The sequence below is a fragment of the Fumia xinanensis genome (assembly GCF_014384905.1).
Classification (GTDB): Bacteria; Bacillota; Clostridia; order Oscillospirales; family Ruminococcaceae; genus Fumia; species Fumia xinanensis.
In genome coordinates this window covers 702,506-720,860 of the sequence record NZ_JACRSV010000001.1, presented here as the reverse complement: position 1 = coordinate 720,860, position 18,355 = coordinate 702,506, and the positions used below count along the sequence as shown (strand labels likewise).

Here is an 18,355-nt window from a genome sequence, read left to right as displayed (position 1 = left end):
TCCGGCGGAAATTAACACCATCTTAATGTCTTTCGCCGTGGGAAAGGGCCATTGCAATGATGTTATCAAGGTCCTCCATAGTTTTAAGCTGTCCGCAGGCCGCCCGGAGCTTGGCCGCCCCGCCGATCCCTTTGAGGTAGTAGGAAGCCGTTCGCCGGCTCTCCCGCATCCCGATGTATTCGCCTTTGTACCGAACGGCCAGCTCCACCTGCTTTCTCATCACCGCCAGCCGCTCAGGCAGCGGCGGCAGAGGTGGGATGACGCCGGTTTCCAGATAAGTTTTGATTTGGCGGAACAAAAAGGGGTTTCCATAACTGCCCCGTCCCACCATCACAAGATCGCAGCCGGTTTCCTCATACATGCGGGCCGCGTCCTCAGCGGTAAGGATGTCCCCGTTGCCGATGACCGGCACCGACACCGCCTCTTTCACCGCCTTGATGATGGTACTGTCTGAAAAGGGACGGTACATCTGGTTTTTGGTGCGTCCATGGACGGTGATGGCGGCGGCCCCCGCCTTTTCCATGAGCTTCGCAAAAGGGACGGCGTTGACGGAATTTTCATCCCAGCCTTTACGGATTTTCACCGTAACCGGCACGTTTGAAACGCTGACCACTGCTTTGACGATTTCATAGGCCAGCAGCGGGTCCTTCATCAGGGCGGAGCCCGCGCCGTTGCCCGCCACCTTTGGTACCGGGCAGCCCATGTTCAGGTCGAGGATGTCGGGACGGTATTTGAGGGCCTTTTCCGCGCCTTTTGCCATTACGTCCGGCTCATTTCCAAAGAGCTGGACCGCCATAGGGCGCTCCGCGTCTGACACGAAAAGTAGTTCCTCTGTCTTTCGGTCGGAAAAGGTCAGCGCCTTGGCGGAGGCAAGCTCTCCCACCATGTAGCAGGCCCCCCACTCTTTGCAAATTTCCCGGTAGGCCCGGTCCGCCACCGACGCCATGGGGGCCAGGGCTGCTGTTTTTCTGATTTCCACATTTCCGATTTTTATGGTGTTCATATTATCAAAAAATCCTTTCCTGCCGGTTTTCCTTCCGGAAAACCGGGGATTCGTTGTAAAATCCTATCAAATATGGTATAATATCCACAAATAGCACACAATGTGTGCTATGCGCCGCAGGCGCAATCATTTTGTCTCGCAAAATGATTTGTGGATGATTATCACCATAACAAAAACAGCTTTGCTGTTTGCAAAGCGCCTCAAAGGCGCTTTTATCCCGCTGGCACGGGATAAGTGAGAACATTGTATCATAAATTTGCAAAAGGCAGAGCCTTTTGCGCGGGCTATGCCCGTTATCGTGGACTTTGTCCACTAATTTATGGTATAATAAACACAATCAACGAAGGTTTTCACAGAAAACCTACTTGTGCAGAACCGCGGTAGGTAAACCCGCCTCCAAATTCCTTCGGAACTTACGGATGTGGTATACTAAATTTTATATAAGCAATAAGGTTTTGCCCACTTCTCCTATTATAGACAGAAAGTGAAATACCGTCAACCGCACAAAAAACAAGGTATTGCAGCAATCCGAAAAACGGATTCTCCGATAAACAGGAAAGGAATTTCTTCCATGAAAATTCTCGCCATCGATTATAACTCGCTGATGAACCGGTCGTTTTTTGCCATCCGGCACCTGTCATCTCCTGACGGCACCCCGACTAACGCCCTTTTGGGCTTCGCGAAAACCTACCAGAAACTTTTAAACGCTTTTGAGCCGGACGTGGTGGTCGCTGCCTACGACGTTCACGCCCCCACCTTCCGCCATAAGATGTTCGATGACTATAAGGGCACCCGCGGCCCCACGGCGGACGAGCTTCTCGTCCAGATGCCTCTGGGCAAGGAATTCGTCACTTTGGCGGGAGGAACTGTAATCGGCATTGAAGGCTTTGAGGCGGACGACATTCTGGGCACCTTGGCGGCCTACGCAGATGCTCACCAAGGAGACATCTGCATTATCGCCACTGGTGACCGGGATTCGCTGCAATTGGCAAGCGAGCGCGTTTCCATCAACCTGGCCTCCAATAAAGGGGATATCCTTTACACCCCGGAAACCGTCATAGAACAGTATGGCGTTTCTCCCAGGCAGCTCATCGAGGTGAAATCTCTTATGGGCGACAGCTCCGACAACATTCCCGGCGTCAAGGGCATCGGCGAAAAAACCGCTTTGTCGCTGATCCAAAATCACCACAGCTTGCAGGAGATTCTCGACAATCTAGAGAGTGTCTCCGCCACACCTCGAATCAAAAAGCTCATTGAAGAACATCGTGAGGAGGCTATTTTAAGCCGCAAGCTGGGAGAAATTACCTGCGACGTCCCCCTGCCCTTCGACCCCAAAGATTTGACGGGAAAAGGGCCCGACGCCCCCGCCCTGGCGGCGTTCCTCACAAAATACGGCCTCACCTCGGTACTAAAGGCCTTTCATTTGGACGAGCTTCCGGCGGCGGACGAGTCTGCCACCCCATCAACCACCCCCAGCGTGACTTACACGCTGACGGAGAATCCCGACATTAGGGAAACCCTGAAAAACCTCACGGAAATCTGTTTCCTCGTCAAAGCGGACGGGGAAACCCTCGTCCAAATCGACATACAGATCGAAGAACACACTGTCGTCCGTTTTACCGAAAATCTGGAGGAAGTGTTCCGCGTTTTGGTCGAAAGCGGGCTTCCCAAGGTGACGTTTGACGCCAAACCGGTCTACCATTTGGCTTTGGACCGGGGCACTTCGCTTAAAAATCTCCAGTCCGACCTGAAATTGGCGGCCTATCTTCTGAGCAATGCCGACAAGGCCTATTCCCTCTCGGACATGAGGCAGAACTACCTGCCCCATTTCGGCTGCTCTCTCCCGGAAGAGGACTGGGACGCTGCCTGCCTCATTCAACTAAACCGGGCTGTCACTGCCATCATCTCGGAGCGGCAGATGGACTTTTTATACAAAGAAATCGAGCTTCCCCTTTGCGAGGTGCTGGCTTCCATGGAGCACGAGGGCTTCATGATCGACGAGCGGAGCCTCACCGAGTTTGGGGAGGACTTGAGCGCGCAGATCGAACAGTTGAAAATCGACATCATCGATTTGGCAGGAGTGCCCTTCAACATCAATTCCACACAGCATTTGTCCGACGTTCTGTTCAACCGTTTGGGCCTTCCTCCCAAGAAAAAGACCAAGACCGGTTATTCCACCGACGCCGAGGTACTGAAAAGTCTTCGACCTTTACACCCAATCATCGACAAAATTCTCGAGTACCGGCAGCTTTCCAAGCTTTACAGCACCTATGTGGTAGGGCTCAAGAAATGTATCCGGCCCGACCGGCGGGTCCACTCCACTTTCAACCAGACCGAGACCCGCACCGGGCGGATCAGCTCACTGGACCCCAATGTCCAGAACATCCCGGTTCGCACGCCGTTGGGGGCCGAAATGCGGAAGTTTTTCGTCGCCAAGGACGGTTTTACCCTGGTGGACGCCGACTACTCCCAGATCGAGCTGCGGATTCTCGCCCACATCTCCGGCGACGAGCATATGATTAAAGGTTTTCAGGACGGCGCGGACATCCATCGGATGACCGCCTCACAGGTGTTCCACGTGCCTTTCGACGAGGTGCCGGCGGAGCTCAGAAGCCGTTCCAAGGCCATTAATTTCGGCATCGTGTACGGAATCTCGGCGTTTTCCCTGTCCCAGGACATCCATGTGACCGTCAAGGAAGCCAAGCAGTATATTGAGGATTACCTGAGCACCTACAACGGTGTGGCGAACTATATGAAGGAATCGGTGGAAAAAGCCAAAACCCTGGGCTATGTGGAGACGATGTTCCACCGGCCCCGCGCCCTCCCCGACATCAACAGCAAAAAACCGGCCCTCCGGGGATTTTCCGAACGGGTCGCCATGAATATGCCCATTCAAGGCACGGCCGCGGACATCATCAAGCTAGCGATGATCAAAGTCTACCGCCGACTCAGAGAGGAAAACCTCCGCTCCAAGCTCATATTGCAGGTACACGACGAACTGATGGTAGAAGCGGCGGAGGACGAAGCGGAAAAAGTAAAGGAAATCGTCAAACACGAGATGGAAAATGCGGCGAAGCTGTCAGTCAAGCTGGAAGTGGACATCCACGACGGCAAAAACTGGTACATCGCCAAGGGGTAATTGCTGTGAAAACCATATCAGATACGGATTTTAACTGCGCCATGGAGTCTTTTAGGGTAGCCAAAGAACTTCTGTCGGGATATGCCTCCCGGGACGAAGCGGTAGATTTTCTTATAAAAGAAACCGGCCTTTCCCGAGAGGAATGCGAAAAGGCTTACGATTTTTTGATAGAGCGCGATTTCAAAGGCTGCGCAAACTAAATTTGAAGGACGGTCAAGAATGGTCACCATACGAAAATACAACCCCCGTGAGGACGAGCAAAACTGGGTGCGGTGCCGGGTCTTATCCCTGCTGGACACCCCCTATTACGACGACGTCCTCCGACACAAACAAACCTACGAAAATCCTTCCATTGAACTGGTGGCGGTATCCCAGGGAAGCATCATCGGCATCCTGGACTTGGAGCTGGACACGTCCACAAAGGTCATTTGCTACCGCACCGGCACAAAAGGCGCCATCCTCCGCAATCTGATGGTATTGCCGGAATTCCGGCAAAAGGGTGTGGCCGCTCATTTGATGGATTACGCGCTCACTCTGCTCCGGGATGAGGGGGTAGGGCATCTGGAAATCTGGATCCGGGAAAACGAGGATGTAAAAAACTGGCTTTGCAAAAAACAGTTTATGAAAACCTACTCCTATCTTCATTTTTACGCCGAGGACGAGGAGTGCAGGGCCTTTGTCAATCATCCCATCCTCGATTGCTTTATCAAGCGGGCCTATGGCGAATACACCGGCCGCTGTCCCGATGAAATCCGGCAGAAATTCAAGCGGGTCTATGAATCCGCCCTCTATGAACGCCATTTCTCCCCGGAGGAGACGCCATGAACATCCGCCCGATGCTTGAATCCGACGTGGAAGCCGTCTTTTTACTGGAGCAGGAGTGCTTTCCAGACCCCTGGAGCCGCAAGAGCATCCGCGATACTTTGCAGGAGGAATGCTCCTGCATGCTGGTTGCGGAAGATAACGGCGTTCTCTGCGGCTATTTGAATTCTACCTATTTATTTGAGGAACTGAACCTAAACCGCATCGCCGTGTCCCCGAATTTCCGGCGGAGACAGGCGGGTGTCTCTCTGTTGAGGGCCCTGTTCGCTTTCTGCGGGGAACACGGCCTAACCCGGCTGATGCTGGAAGTGCGTGAGTCCAATCTCCCCGCCCGAAGGCTCTATGAATCCCTGGGGTTCGTCACACTGGGAGAGCGGAAAAACTTTTATCAAAATCCGCCGGAAACCGGCGTCATTATGGAAAAAATACTGGAGGAATCCCTTTGATGCATCCCGAAAACGTCAACATTCTGGCCATCGAAAGCTCCTGTGACGAAACGGCAGCCGCCGTCGTCCAAAACGGAAAAACCGTTCTGTCGAACATCATCTCCTCCCAGGTGGAGGAACACAAAAAATACGGCGGTGTGGTGCCGGAAATCGCCTCCCGCCGCCACTGCGAGAACATCTGCTGGGTGGTGGACGGCGCGCTGAAAGAGGCGGGGCTTACTCTCGACGATTTGACCGCCATTGCCGTTACATACGCCCCCGGCCTCATCGGCGCTCTTCTCGTTGGCGTCAATTACGCCAAGGGGCTCAGTATGGCGACGGGGCTGCCGCTGATTCCGGTGCACCACATCCGTTCTCACATCGCCGCGAACTACATCACCCACCCTGAACTCACGCCTCCCTTCCTCTGTATGGTGGCCTCCGGCGGCCACAGCCATATCATCGAGGTCTTGGATCATGTGACGTTTCGGGTCATCGGCCGCACCCGGGACGACGCGGCCGGAGAGGCCTTTGACAAGGCCGCCCGAGCCATGGGCTTCCCCTACCCCGGCGGCGTTTACATCGACAAAGCGGCGAAACTGGGGAATCCGGACGCCTATAAGCTTCCCCATCCCAAGGTGGACGGCAGCGTCTATGACTTCAGCTTCTCCGGCCTTAAAACCGCTGTCATCAATACCTTTCACAACGCCAAACAAAAGGGCGTGGAGGTGGATACAAACGACATGGCAGCTTCCTTCCAGAAAACCGTCTGCGACATGATCGCTGAAAAACTCATGGGGGCGGCTAAAGAGCTGGGTTATAAAAAAATCGTCCTTGCGGGCGGTGTTTCCGCCAATTTGGGGCTGCGGGAACGGCTGAAAACGGAATGTAAGAAGCGGAATTTTGACTTTTACGTTCCCACCCTGGACCTCTGCGGCGACAACGCCGCTATGGTGGGGGCGCAGGGCTTTTACGAATACAAAAGCGGCAACCTGGCCGACTTATCCCTCAACGCCGTAGCCACAAAGGATATCGAAAAGATGTAGCGTGTGGCAAATACCGGTATCAGCTTCCCCTTGAAAGGACGGTGCCCCGTGAAAATCATCCACACAGCCGACTGGCATATCGGAAAGATGCTGGGCGGCTTTTCCCTTTTAAACGATCAAGAATATTTTCTGGACGGGCTTCTCGCCCTGATGCGGGAGGAACGGCCCGATGCCCTCATCATCGCTGGGGATGTCTACGACCGTCCCGTTCCTTCCGGCGAGGCGGTAGGGGTTCTGAACCGGTTTCTGTCCAAAGCTATTCTGGATTTGAAGGTCCCCGTCCTTATGACAGCCGGGAACCACGACTCCAGAGAGCGGCTCTCCTTCGGAAGCGAGCTGCTTTCCTCCGCGGGGCTGCACATCGCCGGGCGGCTGTCTGCCTTTCCCCGAAAGGTGACGCTTATGGATCAACTGGGGCCGGTCCATTTTTACCTGCTCCCCTTCGTCGACCCGGCCGCCGCCAACAGCCTCTTCCCCGACCCGGCGTCCAAGACCTATCAGGAAGCCTTTGACAAGGCGGCTTCCCCCATTGTAAATGTCGCTGATTTCTCCGAGCGGAACGTCCTTATTTGCCACGGCACCTTCTGCCGCGTCAAGCAGGACGGTGTTTCGGCGGCGGAAGAAAGCGTCGGCGGTGCGGATCTTGTGGACCTGAGGCAGTACCGGGATTTCGACTATATCGCCGCAGGGCACATCCATCGAAAACAAAATATTGCTTCCAACATGCGGTACAGCGGCTCTATCCTCAAATACTCCCCCAATGAACACAATCTGTCCCCTTCGGTAACATTGGTGGAGCTAGGGCAAAAAGGGGTACTATCCATCGGAGAGCGCAAAATTTCTATCCTTCACGACCTGAAAATCTTAAAGGGGCAGTTCGACCGCCTCATGGCTCGGGAGGAGCCGGACAGCGACTACGTTTTCGCGGTGTTGGAGGACAAAGAGCTCATCCTGAACGCCGCCGCCCGGATGCGGGAAAAGTACCCGAACCTGATGGGGCTTTCCTACGACCGGAAAAACGAGGAGCGTGTCGGCACCCTCACTGCCCGGGAAAACAGGGAAAAATCCCTGCCAGAGCTCTTTCGGGACTTCTATGAGCATGTAAACAGCGAGGAAATTTCGGCAAAACTGCTTGCCGCCATCGAGAATATAACCGGGGAAACTGCCCCCACGGAGAAAGGAGGCGTCAAATGAAGCCCATCACTTTGACCCTCCATGCCTTCGGCCCCTTTCAGGGAACACAAACCATCGACTTTTCGACTCTTTCAGACGACGGCATTTTTCTCATTACCGGAAAGACGGGAGCGGGAAAAACCACCGTGTTCGACGCCATTTCCTTTGCCCTGTATGGCGAGCCCAGTGGCAGCGTCCGGCAAAGCGACAGCCTGAAAAGCGACTTTGCCCCTTTGAGCGAAACCTGCTGGACAGAGCTTTGCTTTCTCTCCCAAAACGAGCGTTACACCATCCGCCGCGCCCCCCAGCAGACCGTGCTCAAACGAAACGGGGAGCCAAGAGTTGTCTCGTCCTCCGCTGCCTTGACGCTGCCGGACGGCGAAATCGTCAGCGGCAAAAGCGAAGTAGACCAAAAAGTGATTGAAATTCTCGGCCTGACTAAGGATCAGTTTCGGAAAATCGTTTTGCTTCCTCAAGGGGAATTTCGGAGCTTTCTCGACGCCGATTCCAAGACGAGGCAGGAGATTTTCCGCCGCATCTTTTCCACCGAGCGGTACGCCCGCTTCACAGAAACTCTGGGCGAACAGTCCAAGGCGCTGGAACGCCGGTGCCGGGAGCTTTCCGCCGCAAATGAAGGCGTTTTGCAGACTCTGGCTACCGAGGACGGGGAAATTCGTTCGATGCTGGAGGCCGACACTGTCGATCTTCCCCTTTTGACGAAAAAATTGAAGAGAAGCCTCGACTTGCGGCAGAAAGAAGCGGAAGAACACAAGGCACGGTTGAATAAGTTGAGAAACGAACTCGCCTCCATCGACTTGAAGGAGGCGGAATCCGTCAACCGGAAATTGGCGGAACTGGAGCAGGTGCGGGGCACCTTGCTGGAACTGGAGTGTCAACGCCCCGGCTATGAACGAAAAAAGGAACGGGCCGGGAGGCTCCGGCAGGTGCAGACCCTTTCGGTGCTGGAACGGCAGATGATGGACGCAAAAAAGCGTCTCGATGAAACGACTGTCCTCCTACATGATGTGGAGGGTGCTCTGCCCAAGGCCCGTAAAATATTTGGGGAAGCGTCTTCCCTACTGGCACAATCCCAGCGAAAACAGGAAGGACTTCCCACCCTGTCCTCTCAAATCGCCAATCTTGACAATGCCATCCAGCTGCTCTCTGAATGCAGGGAAAAGGAGAAAGCGCTGGCACAGTGCCTTCTACAGTCGAAAGCTCTGGCAAAACAGTGGGAAATCCTTCATCTGCTGACACAACGAGCATCTCTCTGGACTCAAACAGACATTCTCAGGGAAAAACAGCAGAAACTTTCTGTCCTGCCAGAAATCGTCAGTGCTTATAAGCAGGCCTTGGAGGCCGCTGACCGAGCCAGCGCCCAGTATGTGGATATCCTAAACCGGTACGCCTCCCGCCAAGCGGGGGAATTGGCAAAAAGCCTTCGTCCGGGTGAACCCTGTCCTGTCTGCGGCTCCCGGGAACATCCTGCTCCCGCGTCTTTGGAGGGCCTTCCCTCAAAAGAAGAGATGAGCGAGAGTCACCAAACCATGATGTCCGTGCGGGAAGACGCCCAGGAGCAGACGGTGGAATGCACCCGTGCCCTCAGCTGTATCGCAGATCAAGGGGACTGGAATATCCACAGGGATGATTTGCTGTCCCTCATCGAAAGAGAGCAAAACGCTGCCCGGGAAGAGGAAGCTTTGCTCCGCAAACAAATTGTCTCCATCGAGGAAGAATTGTGCTTACTGGGAGCGGAAAGCGCCCTGCAAAACACTAACTGCCTGTCGACGGATCATCTGGCCGCCAAACAGTCGGACATCCAGAGCAGACAGGCCGTCTATCATGCAAAACAGGAGGCCTTGGAGGCCGCCCTCCAGGAACTTAGCGCAAAAATCCCTGAAGGCTCCGAGGGCGATCTCACAAAACAGCGGAACGCTATCCAAAAGCAAATCACTTCCATCAATGAAGAGGCACTCAGGGCGCAACAGGATTATCAGGAATCCGCCCTGCAAAAGGACCGGCTGGAAAAACAAATGGAAACCCTGATTGCGGCAAGAGCCGACGAAACTGTTCACTTGAGGACCGCCACAGAGGCCTTTTTGAACGAGCTTTCCGCCGCCGGATACCTAAGTGCCGAATTTTATCAGGTGGAAAAGGCGGAGCTTCCCTCCCTGCCCGCCTTAGAGGCAGAAGTCAGAGAGTATGAGGATACATTGCAGCGCAATCAAATTCTTTCGGAGAAGCTCGCGGCAGAAGTGGGTGGCAAAAAGCCATTTCCGCTTCCTGAAATGAGGCAGCGGCAGCAAACGCTGTCTATTCAGCTCACCGATGCGGAAAACAGCTTTTTTTGCTTACAAAGCTCCATCCAGCAGGATGAAACAGCCTTGTCCTATCTGAGTAAAAACCTCGCGTACCTGCAAAAAGCCGACGAGCAGTTCCGTACAGTCGGCACCTTATATAAGCTTGCCGCCGGAATGAACCAGAAAAATCTCAGCTTTGAACGGTTTGTGCTGGGCGGGTTCTTTGACCAAATCATTGAAAACGCCAATCTGCGGCTTTTAGCCCTTTCATCGGGCCGGTATTCTGTCAGCCGCAAGCACAGCAAGGAAAAGGGACGCCGCGCCTCCGGCCTGGATTTGGAAGTGCTGGATGTGTATACTGGCAAATACCGGGGAACCAATACCCTCTCCGGCGGCGAAAGTTTTCTCACCTCGTTGGCCCTTGCCCTGGCAGTAGCGGACGTCATTTCAGCGGTCAGCGGCGGGGTGGAAGTAAGCACCATGTTCATTGATGAAGGATTCGGTTCCCTTGATGCAGAATCGCTTGAAATCGCCGTGGAGAGCCTTCTCTCCCTGCGGGAAAGCGGCCGTCTCATCGGAATTATCTCCCATGTACAGTCGCTCTCCGACTTCATTCCAGCCCGTATTGAAATCACCGCCTCCCCAAAAGGGAGTACCGTCAAAACCGTCTGCTGACCGAAAGGAGGAATCACCGTGACCGTTCAAAAATGGAAGCTGGTTTTAATCGGTGTTGGCCTTGTGCTGGCGGGATTCATGTTGGGATACCTGACAGGGAATTCTCCAGCCATCACCGGTAAACGGATTCTCTCTGTTTCGGATGTACAGGAATCTTCTGTTTTGCAGGAGACTATTTCTTTGAACACAGCCACAAAAGACGATTTGATGCGCCTGCCCCAGATCGGTGAGAAAACGGCGCAGCGCATCCTGGATTACCGGGAAGCCAAGGGTAAATTTCAATCGCTGGAGGACTTAAAAGGTATCAAGGGAATTGGCGACAAAATCTACGAACGGATCGCTCCATATCTGACCCTTTGACACAAAAACAGGACTGTGTATTTCACAGTCCTGTTTTTTGATGGGTTATTCCAATTCGAATGCCCCGGTGTAAAGCTGATAATATTTTCCTTTCTCAGCGATTAGCTTTTGATGATCCCCCCGCTCGATAATCCGGCCTAACTCCAGAACCATAATGACGTCGGAATTCTGCACGGTAGAGAGTCGGTGGGCAATGACAAAGACTGTCCTGCCGTGCATCAAAGCGTCCATGCCTCGCTGGACAATGGCCTCCGTACGGGTGTCGATGGAAGAAGTAGCCTCGTCGAGAATCATCACCGGCGGGTCGGCCACTGCCGCCCGGGCAATGGAAAGAAGCTGCCGCTGGCCCTGAGAAAGGCCGCTTCCGTCACCGGAAAGCATGGTGTCGTACTCGTCGGGCAAAATCCGGATAAAGCTATCGGCGTTGGCGAGTTTAGCCGCGGCGATACACTCCTCGTCGGATGCATCAAGCCGCCCGTAACGTAGGTTTTCCATGACAGTACCTGTGAAAAGGTTCACATCCTGCAACACGACGCCCAGCGATCGGCGCAGGTCGGTTTTCCGAATCTTGTTGATGTTGATGCCGTCGTAGCGGATCTTTCCGTCGGCGATGTCGTAAAACCGGTTGATGAGGTTTGTGATCGTAGTCTTGCCCGCTCCGGTGGCGCCTACAAAGGCCACCTTCTGCCCCGGTTCGGCATACAGCGTAATATTATGGAGAACGATTTTGTTTTCCTCGTACCCAAAATCCACATCAAAAAACCGTACTTCCCCTTTGAGCTCCGAGTAGGTGACGGTGCCGTCGGCATGGGGGTGCTTCCAGGCCCAAAGGCCGGTGCGTTCGGTGGTTTCGGTGAGGGTTTGACCCTCGTATTTGGCGTTGACCAACGTGACGTAACCTTCGTCCTGTTCCGGCTCCTCGTCGATGAGGTCAAAAATCCGCTGGGCGCCGGCAAGCGCCATAATCATGGCGGAGAACTGCTGGGAAATCTGGCTGATGGGGTTGATGAAGCTTCTGGAAAGCTGCAAAAACGATGCGATCATACCGAGGCTCAAAACGTTGATACCAGAAAGGCTCAGGTTCGTCACCCCCAGCAGCGCCAATGCGCCGCCCGCCACCGCCAGCAGCACATAGAGTACGTAGCCCAGGTTGTTGACGATTGGGCCTAAGACGTTTGCAAATTTATTGGCTTCAGAGGCGTTGTGGAAAAGGTTTTCGTTTTTCCGGTCGAACTCTTCCTTTGCTTTTTCCTCGTGACAGAAAACCTTGACCACCTTCTGGCCGTTTATCATTTCCTCAATGTAGCCGTTTACGTCGCCCAAGGACTCCTGCTGCTTGACAAAGTACCTGCCGCTCTGCCCTGCCACCTTGCCGATGACTTTCAGCATGATAAACGCCAGCACAATCACAAAGATAGTGAGCCATATACTTAAGGACAGCATGGCGAAGAACACCGCCACGATGGTAATAAGGGAGGAAAAAGTCTGAGGGATGCTCTGGGTGAGCATCTGCCGCAGGGTGTCGGTGTCGTTTGTGTAATGGCTCATAACATCGCCGTGGGTATGGGTGTCAAAATATCGGATGGGCAGGGTCTGCATGTGGGAAAACATATCGTCTCTAATTTTCTTGAGCATTCCCTGTGCGATGACCACCATGACTCGGTTGTAGAACAGGGTGGCCAGCACGCCGATAAGATAGATGCCTGCCATGACGAGAATCATACGCAAAAGCCCGGAAAAGTTTGGCGCTGCCGCAATCAGTAAAGGTTCGATGTAATCGTCGATGAGAGTCTGCAAGAACAGAGAGGACAGTACACCTGCCACAGCACTGATGACGATGCAAATGAGAACAAAAGTAAACTGCAGTTTATAGGTTCCAAAATAGGAAAGAAGCCGTTTTACTGTTTTTTTGTCCATTTTCTGTTTGGGCTTCATACCCATTGGAGGTTTGGGTCTATTGTTCATTTTCGCTTCCTCCTTTCATCTGAGACTGGTAAACTTCCTGGTAAATTGAACTTTTCTCCATCAGCTCATCGTGGGTGCCCAGAGCCGCGATTTTTCCATCGTCCATGACGATGATTTGATCGGCGTCCTGTACCGAGGAGACCCTCTGGGCGATGATGATCTTGGTAGTCTCGGGGATTTCTTCTTTGAAAGCCTTGCGGATCAGAGCGTCGGTCTTAGTGTCGACGGCGCTGGTGGAATCGTCCAGAATGAGGATTTTGGGTTTCTTGAGGAGCGCTCGGGCGATACAGAGCCGCTGCTTCTGTCCGCCGGACACGTTGGTACCCCCCTGTTCGATATAGCTGTCGTAACTGTCGGGAAAGCTTCGAATAAAATCGTCGGCTTGGGACAGCTTGCAGGCATGAACCAGTTCTTCATCGGTAGCCTGCTCGTTGCCCCATCGAAGATTCTCTTTGATTGTGCCGGAAAATAGAACGTTTTTTTGCAAAACCATAGCCACCTCTTCCCGAAGGCTTTCGATGTCGTAATCCCGCACATCGATTCCGCCGACGGTGACTTTACCTTCGGTAACATCGTAAAGCCGGGGAATAAGCTGGACAAGGCTTGACTTGGACGAACCGGTACCTCCTAAAATACCCACCGTCTGGCCGGAACGAATGTGGAGGTTTACGTCGGAAAGCACCGGCTTTGCCGACTTTCTGCCGTAGCTGAAGGTGACGTTCTCAAAACAGATGTCGCCTGTTTTGACATCGTGTACCGGATGTTCCGGATTATGAAGATCACTTTTTTCGTCCAGGATTTCCACAATTCGCTCACCGGAAGCTCGAGACATAGTAAGCATAACAAACACCATTGAAACCACCATCAAGCTGGAAAGAATCTGCATGGCGTATGTAAACAAGCTCATCAGCTCGCCGGTACTGAGGCCCAACAGAGGGTCTCCCCCGCAGGCAACTACCGCCCTGGCGCCAAACCAGGAAATGAGCAGCATCACAGCATACATGCAAAACTGCATCAGCGGCATGTTAAAGGAAATGGTTTTCTCGGCCTTGGAGAAAACCTTATAAATCCGGTCGGAAATCGCGCCGAATTTCTCTTTTTCGTAGTCTTCCCGGACAAAGGATTTGACCACTCGGATGCCCCGCAGGTTTTCCTGCACCACGTTGTTCAATTTATCGTAAGTTTTGAACACCCGGCTGAACAATGGATGTGCTTTTTTGATGATGAGCAGCAGACCCGCTGCCAAAACTGGGATACAGACGACAAATATGAGTGATAGCTGCGCGTCGATGCGGAAGGACATAATCAGCGAAAAGATGAGCATGGCCGGCGCACGCACTACCATTCGGATGATCATCTGATAGGCCATCTGGACGTTTGTTACGTCGGTAGTAAGTCTGGTGACGATGCTGGCGGTGGAAAATTTGTCGATGTTCGAAAAAGAAAAGTTCTGTACATTGTAGTACATGTCTTTCCGCAGGTTTTTGGCAAAGCCGGTGGAGGCCACCGCCGCCTTCCGCCCGGCGACCACTCCAAAAAACAGGGAAATCAGCGATGAAAGGAGCAGAATGAGTCCCATTTTAACCACATAGCTCATGTTGCCGCCGTCAATGCCGTAATCGATGAGATTGGCCATCAAAAGAGGGATGATGACCTCTAAAATGACCTCCCCTGTCACGTATACCGGGGCGAGAATCGAATCCTTTTTATATTCTCGCACACTTTTCAGTAATTTTTTTACCATGGGTACCTCCATAATTGTTTCTTGATAGGACTGTTTCCATTGGAAACTAAGTTGAATGTCAAACAATAGCTTCGGCAAATAACCGGTCGATGGTTCAGCCGGTTTGCTCCAGAATATTCTGTTTCATTCTCTCGATATAGGAGTGAAGGTTTGAAAGCTCCTCTTCAGTAAACCCCTTTTTAAGAGTGGTTTCCACCGCTTCATGATCCTGGTTCATCAGCTTTGAAAGCTCCAGCGCCTTGTCAGTGAGCACCAGCTTTTTGAGCCGTGCGTCTTGGGGGACGCTGCGGTGCTCGATAAGCCCCTTCTGCACCATCAAACTGACCACCTTGGACGCAGTGGAACGGGTAATCCCAAATTCCGTCTCCAAATCCTTCTGATAGACGTCGCCATGGTCGGCGATGTACCCGATGATCCAGCCGTTGGTGCCGGTGACGCTGTCAATATACTTTTTATGGAGCTTGTTGTCCACATACCGGCGAATCAGGTTGTTGAGATAACGAAGCTCGATGCCAATATTACCGTTCTGCATATTTCCTCCTATTAATAAAATGTCCGCCATCAAACTGTCCGATATGCAACATTATAACAACAATATTTTTTATTGTCAATGGGGGAATTTGTGAAACTTTGCAAACAAAAAACCGATGCTTCTGTTCGAAACGCCGGTTTCTTCATCTTTTAAAAAATTATTCTATCAAAAGGTCTGCCAGTTCATCCAGCGTATCCGCGACAGCCTCTGCCCCGGCATGGAGCAGCTCTTCCCTGCCACCGTAGCCGTACAGCACGCCAATACAGGGTACGTCATTTTTGTGGGCGCCCATTACGTCGTGCTCCCGGTCGCCGATCATTACCGCTTCTTGAGGCAAAACCCCGTTTTCCTGGAGTACGTAGGCGACAACGTCCTCCTTGAGGACCCGGCTGTCGTCCAGCAGCGCCCCTCCGATGAAGGAAAAATACCGGGCGAGGCCGAAGTGCTCGAGAATCTCCTTGGCGAAGATTTCCGGCTTGGAGGTGGCCACCATCAGCCGCTTGCCGTGGCTGCACAAGTTCTGCAAAAAGCCTTCCATCCCATCGTATACCTTATTCTCAAACTTTCCCACCGTGGCGAACCGCTCCCGATAAGCTCTTACCGCTTCGTCGGCTTTTTCGCTGTCGAAGCCGTAAAACCTCATAAAAGCCTCCTTCAAAGGAGGGCCGATGAAGGGACAGAGGGCGTCCCGATCCTCGACAATGACGCCGCACCGCTCAAGGGCCACCTGGACGCAGGTGGTGATCCCCTCTTTGGGATCGGTGAGGGTGCCGTCCAGATCGAACAGCAAGACATTTCGTTTTTTAAAGTCCATGGGCGTTCTCCTTTCGGTTTTTGGGGCCGCCGCCCCGCTTGAACAAAGAATCCCCGGAACGCGAAAACGTCCCGGGGATTCAGGTTTTTTCTGTTTACGCCTGCGCGTTTTTCTTGGCGATGTCGTTCATGGCGTCTTTTCTGGACAGGTTGATGCGTCCCTGGTCGTCGATTTCAGTGACTTTGACATACACTTCGTCGCCGGGCTGCACCACGTCCTCCACCTTCTCGACACGATGGTTCTCAAGCTTGGAGATGTGAACTAGGCCCTCCTTGCCGGGAGCAATCTCGACAAAGGCGCCGAAGTTCATCAAACGGGTGACGCGGCCTTTGTAGATGGCGCCCACCTCGGGGTCCTTGGCGATGGTCTCAACGATATACATGGCGCGGTCGACGTTTTCCTGGTCGATGCCAAGGACGAATACCTTTCCGTCTTCGGTGATGTCGATTTTAACGTCGCACTCAGCGCAGATTTTCTGGATGACCTTACCGCCGGTGCCGATAACTTCACGGATCTTATCGGTGGCGATGGTCGTGGATTTCATCTTGGGCGCGTACTTGGAAACATGGTCGCGGGGCGCGGGAATCGCCTTGAGCATGATGTCGTCCAAAATGTATTTTCTCGCCTTTTCGGTTTTTTCAAAGGCCTCGGCAATGATGTCCATGGTCAGGCCGTCGATCTTGATGTCCACCTGGATGGCGGTGATGCCTTTGTGGGTGCCACCAACCTTAAAGTCCATATCTCCGAAGAAGTCCTCGAGGCCCTGGATGTCAACCATTGTCATCCAACGGTCGCCTTCAGTGATGAGGCCGCAGGAAATACCGGCGACGGGGGCTTTGATGGGAACGCCTGCCGCCATCAGGGCCAGCGTGGAGCCGCAGATGGAAGCCTGGGAGGTGGAACCGTTGGAGGAAAGCACCTCGGAAACCAGACGCATGGCGTAGGGGAATTCGTCAACAGAGGGGAGCACCGGGACGAGGGCCTTCTCCGCCAAAGCGCCGTGACCGATTTCGCGGCGGCCGGGGCCTCTGGAGGGGCGGGTCTCACCGACGGAATAAGACGGGAAGTTGTACTGGTGCATATAGCGTTTTTCCACGTCCTCGTCGATGCCGTCCAAGAACTGGGCGTCGCTGACGGGGCCCAGAGTCGCAACGGTCAGCACCTGGGTCTGTCCGCGGGTGAACATGCCGGAGCCGTGTACGCGGGGCAGCAAATCAACCTCAGCGGCCAGAGGACGGATTTCATCCATGCCGCGGCCGTCCACACGTTTCTGCTCGTCCAAAAGCCAGCGGCGGACGATTTTCTTCTGCAATTTGTAGATGCACTCGTCAATGACCGCTTCTTGCTCGGGGTAAACTTCATCGAATTTTGCGTGAATATCATCGACGATAGGCTGGAGCCGCTCGTCGCGGACGTTTTTGTCGTTGGTGTCCAGCGCCACTTTGACCCGGTCGGCGGCGAAGTCGTAAATCGCGTCGAACATGTCGGTGGGCACTTCCATGGAATTAAACTCGAATTTCGGTTTGCCGATTTCCTTCTGGATGTCGGAAATAAAGGCCACCATCTTCTTGATTTCCTCGTGGCCGGCGGCGATGGCGTTGAGCATCACGTCGTTGGGCACTTCGTTGGCGCCAGCTTCGATCATGACGATTTTGTCAGCAGAGCCTGCAACGGTTAAATTCAGGTCAGAAACTTCCCGCTGAGCGGTGATGGGGTTTAAGACGATCTCCCCGTCCACCAAACCCACGCTGATAGCGGCGATGGGGCCCGCAAAGGGGATGTCAGAGATGTTGATGGCGATGGACGCGGCGATAAAGCCTGCGATTTCGGGAGAGTTGTCCACGTCGCTGGCAAGGACGGTGACGACGACGGAAACGTCATTGCGCATGTCCTTGGGGAACAGCGGACGGATGGGGCGGTCGATCATACGGGAGGTGAGGATCGCCTTTTCGGTGGGGCGGCCTTCCCTTTTTAAGAAAGAGCCGGGGATTTTGCCGACGGAGTAGAGTTTTTCCTCATAATCGACGGACAGAGGGAAAAAGTCGATGCCGTCGCGAGGTTTTGCCGAAGCGGTGACGTTTGCCATTACGACGGTTTCGCCGTAGCGGACCCAGCAGGAACCGTTTGTCAGTTCGCTGGTCTTGCCGGTTTCGACGACCAGTTTGCGGCCTGCAAAGGTGGTCTCAAAGGTTCTGACTTCATGTGCCATGAATAAATCCTCCTCTTGGCGCAGCGGCAGGCCTTAGCAATAAATCCTACACCCGGAAACCCCGGATACACGATTTAATGCTAAACCCCTACTTTTACTGCGCATCAAAAATTACTTTCTCTCGGGCGGCCCGGCTCCATAAAACAGC

Annotated in this window: 14 protein-coding genes; 8 read left to right on the top strand and 6 right to left on the bottom strand. The window is 53.5% G+C overall.

Features of this window, described 5'->3' with window-relative positions; genetic code table 11:
- Positions 1–22 precede the first annotated feature (22 nt).
- Positions 23–1,003, bottom strand: a complete 981-nt coding sequence (dusB, locus tag H8710_RS03375) for a tRNA dihydrouridine synthase DusB (RefSeq protein ID WP_249293993.1) — start codon at positions 1,001–1,003, stop codon at positions 23–25.
- A gap of 571 nt (positions 1,004–1,574) precedes the next feature.
- On the opposite strand from dusB, the gene polA reads away from it, so the two are divergent.
- The 8 genes from polA to H8710_RS03335 are packed head-to-tail and all read left to right on the top strand — an operon-like array spanning position 1,575 to position 10,943.
- On the top strand, positions 1,575–4,142 hold the full coding sequence (gene polA, locus H8710_RS03370; RefSeq protein WP_249293992.1) for a DNA polymerase I: 2,568 nt from the start codon (positions 1,575–1,577) through the stop codon (positions 4,140–4,142).
- Positions 4,143–4,147: 5 nt separating this feature from the next.
- Positions 4,148–4,342, top strand: a complete 195-nt coding sequence (locus H8710_RS03365; protein ID WP_249293991.1) for a hypothetical protein — start codon at positions 4,148–4,150, stop codon at positions 4,340–4,342.
- A gap of 19 nt (positions 4,343–4,361) precedes the next feature.
- A complete protein-coding gene (locus tag H8710_RS03360; protein ID WP_249293990.1) occupies positions 4,362–4,967 on the top strand; it encodes a GNAT family N-acetyltransferase in 606 nt (201 codons plus the stop codon).
- Entirely contained in the window at positions 4,964–5,410 is a 447-nt protein-coding gene (gene rimI, locus H8710_RS03355; protein WP_249293989.1) for a ribosomal protein S18-alanine N-acetyltransferase, read from the top strand. The genes H8710_RS03360 and rimI overlap by 4 nt, the downstream gene beginning before the upstream one ends.
- Positions 5,410–6,435, top strand: a complete 1,026-nt coding sequence (gene tsaD / locus H8710_RS03350; protein WP_249294704.1) for a tRNA (adenosine(37)-N6)-threonylcarbamoyltransferase complex transferase subunit TsaD — start codon at positions 5,410–5,412, stop codon at positions 6,433–6,435. Before rimI ends, tsaD begins: the two co-directional genes overlap by 1 nt.
- A 48-nt stretch (positions 6,436–6,483) precedes the next feature.
- Positions 6,484–7,629: an exonuclease SbcCD subunit D C-terminal domain-containing protein gene (locus tag H8710_RS03345; protein WP_249293988.1), complete on the top strand. Its 1,146-nt coding sequence runs from the start codon at positions 6,484–6,486 to the stop codon at positions 7,627–7,629.
- On the top strand, positions 7,626–10,583 hold the full coding sequence (locus H8710_RS03340; RefSeq protein WP_249293987.1) for an AAA family ATPase: 2,958 nt from the start codon (positions 7,626–7,628) through the stop codon (positions 10,581–10,583). The genes H8710_RS03345 and H8710_RS03340 overlap by 4 nt, the downstream gene beginning before the upstream one ends.
- Before the next feature lie 18 nt (positions 10,584–10,601).
- On the top strand, positions 10,602–10,943 hold the full coding sequence (locus tag H8710_RS03335; RefSeq protein ID WP_249293986.1) for a ComEA family DNA-binding protein: 342 nt from the start codon (positions 10,602–10,604) through the stop codon (positions 10,941–10,943).
- A 45-nt stretch (positions 10,944–10,988) separates the two neighbouring features.
- Here H8710_RS03335 and H8710_RS03330 read toward each other — a convergent pair whose 3' ends face one another.
- The 5 genes from H8710_RS03330 to H8710_RS03310 form a co-directional block, all read right to left on the bottom strand.
- Complete coding sequence (locus tag H8710_RS03330; RefSeq protein ID WP_249293985.1) at positions 10,989–12,908, bottom strand: ABC transporter ATP-binding protein; 1,920 nt, start codon at positions 12,906–12,908, stop codon at positions 10,989–10,991.
- A complete protein-coding gene (locus H8710_RS03325; protein ID WP_249293984.1) occupies positions 12,898–14,652 on the bottom strand; it encodes an ABC transporter ATP-binding protein in 1,755 nt (584 codons plus the stop codon). Before H8710_RS03325 ends, H8710_RS03330 begins: the two co-directional genes overlap by 11 nt.
- 94 nt (positions 14,653–14,746) lie before the next feature.
- Positions 14,747–15,184, bottom strand: a complete 438-nt coding sequence (locus H8710_RS03320; protein ID WP_249293983.1) for a MarR family winged helix-turn-helix transcriptional regulator — start codon at positions 15,182–15,184, stop codon at positions 14,747–14,749.
- Between the two features lie 157 nt (positions 15,185–15,341).
- A complete protein-coding gene (locus H8710_RS03315) occupies positions 15,342–15,998 on the bottom strand; it encodes an HAD family hydrolase (protein ID WP_249293982.1) in 657 nt (218 codons plus the stop codon).
- Positions 15,999–16,092: 94 nt separating this feature from the next.
- Entirely contained in the window at positions 16,093–18,207 is a 2,115-nt protein-coding gene (locus tag H8710_RS03310; protein ID WP_249293981.1) for a polyribonucleotide nucleotidyltransferase, read from the bottom strand.
- Positions 18,208–18,355 lie beyond the last annotated feature (148 nt).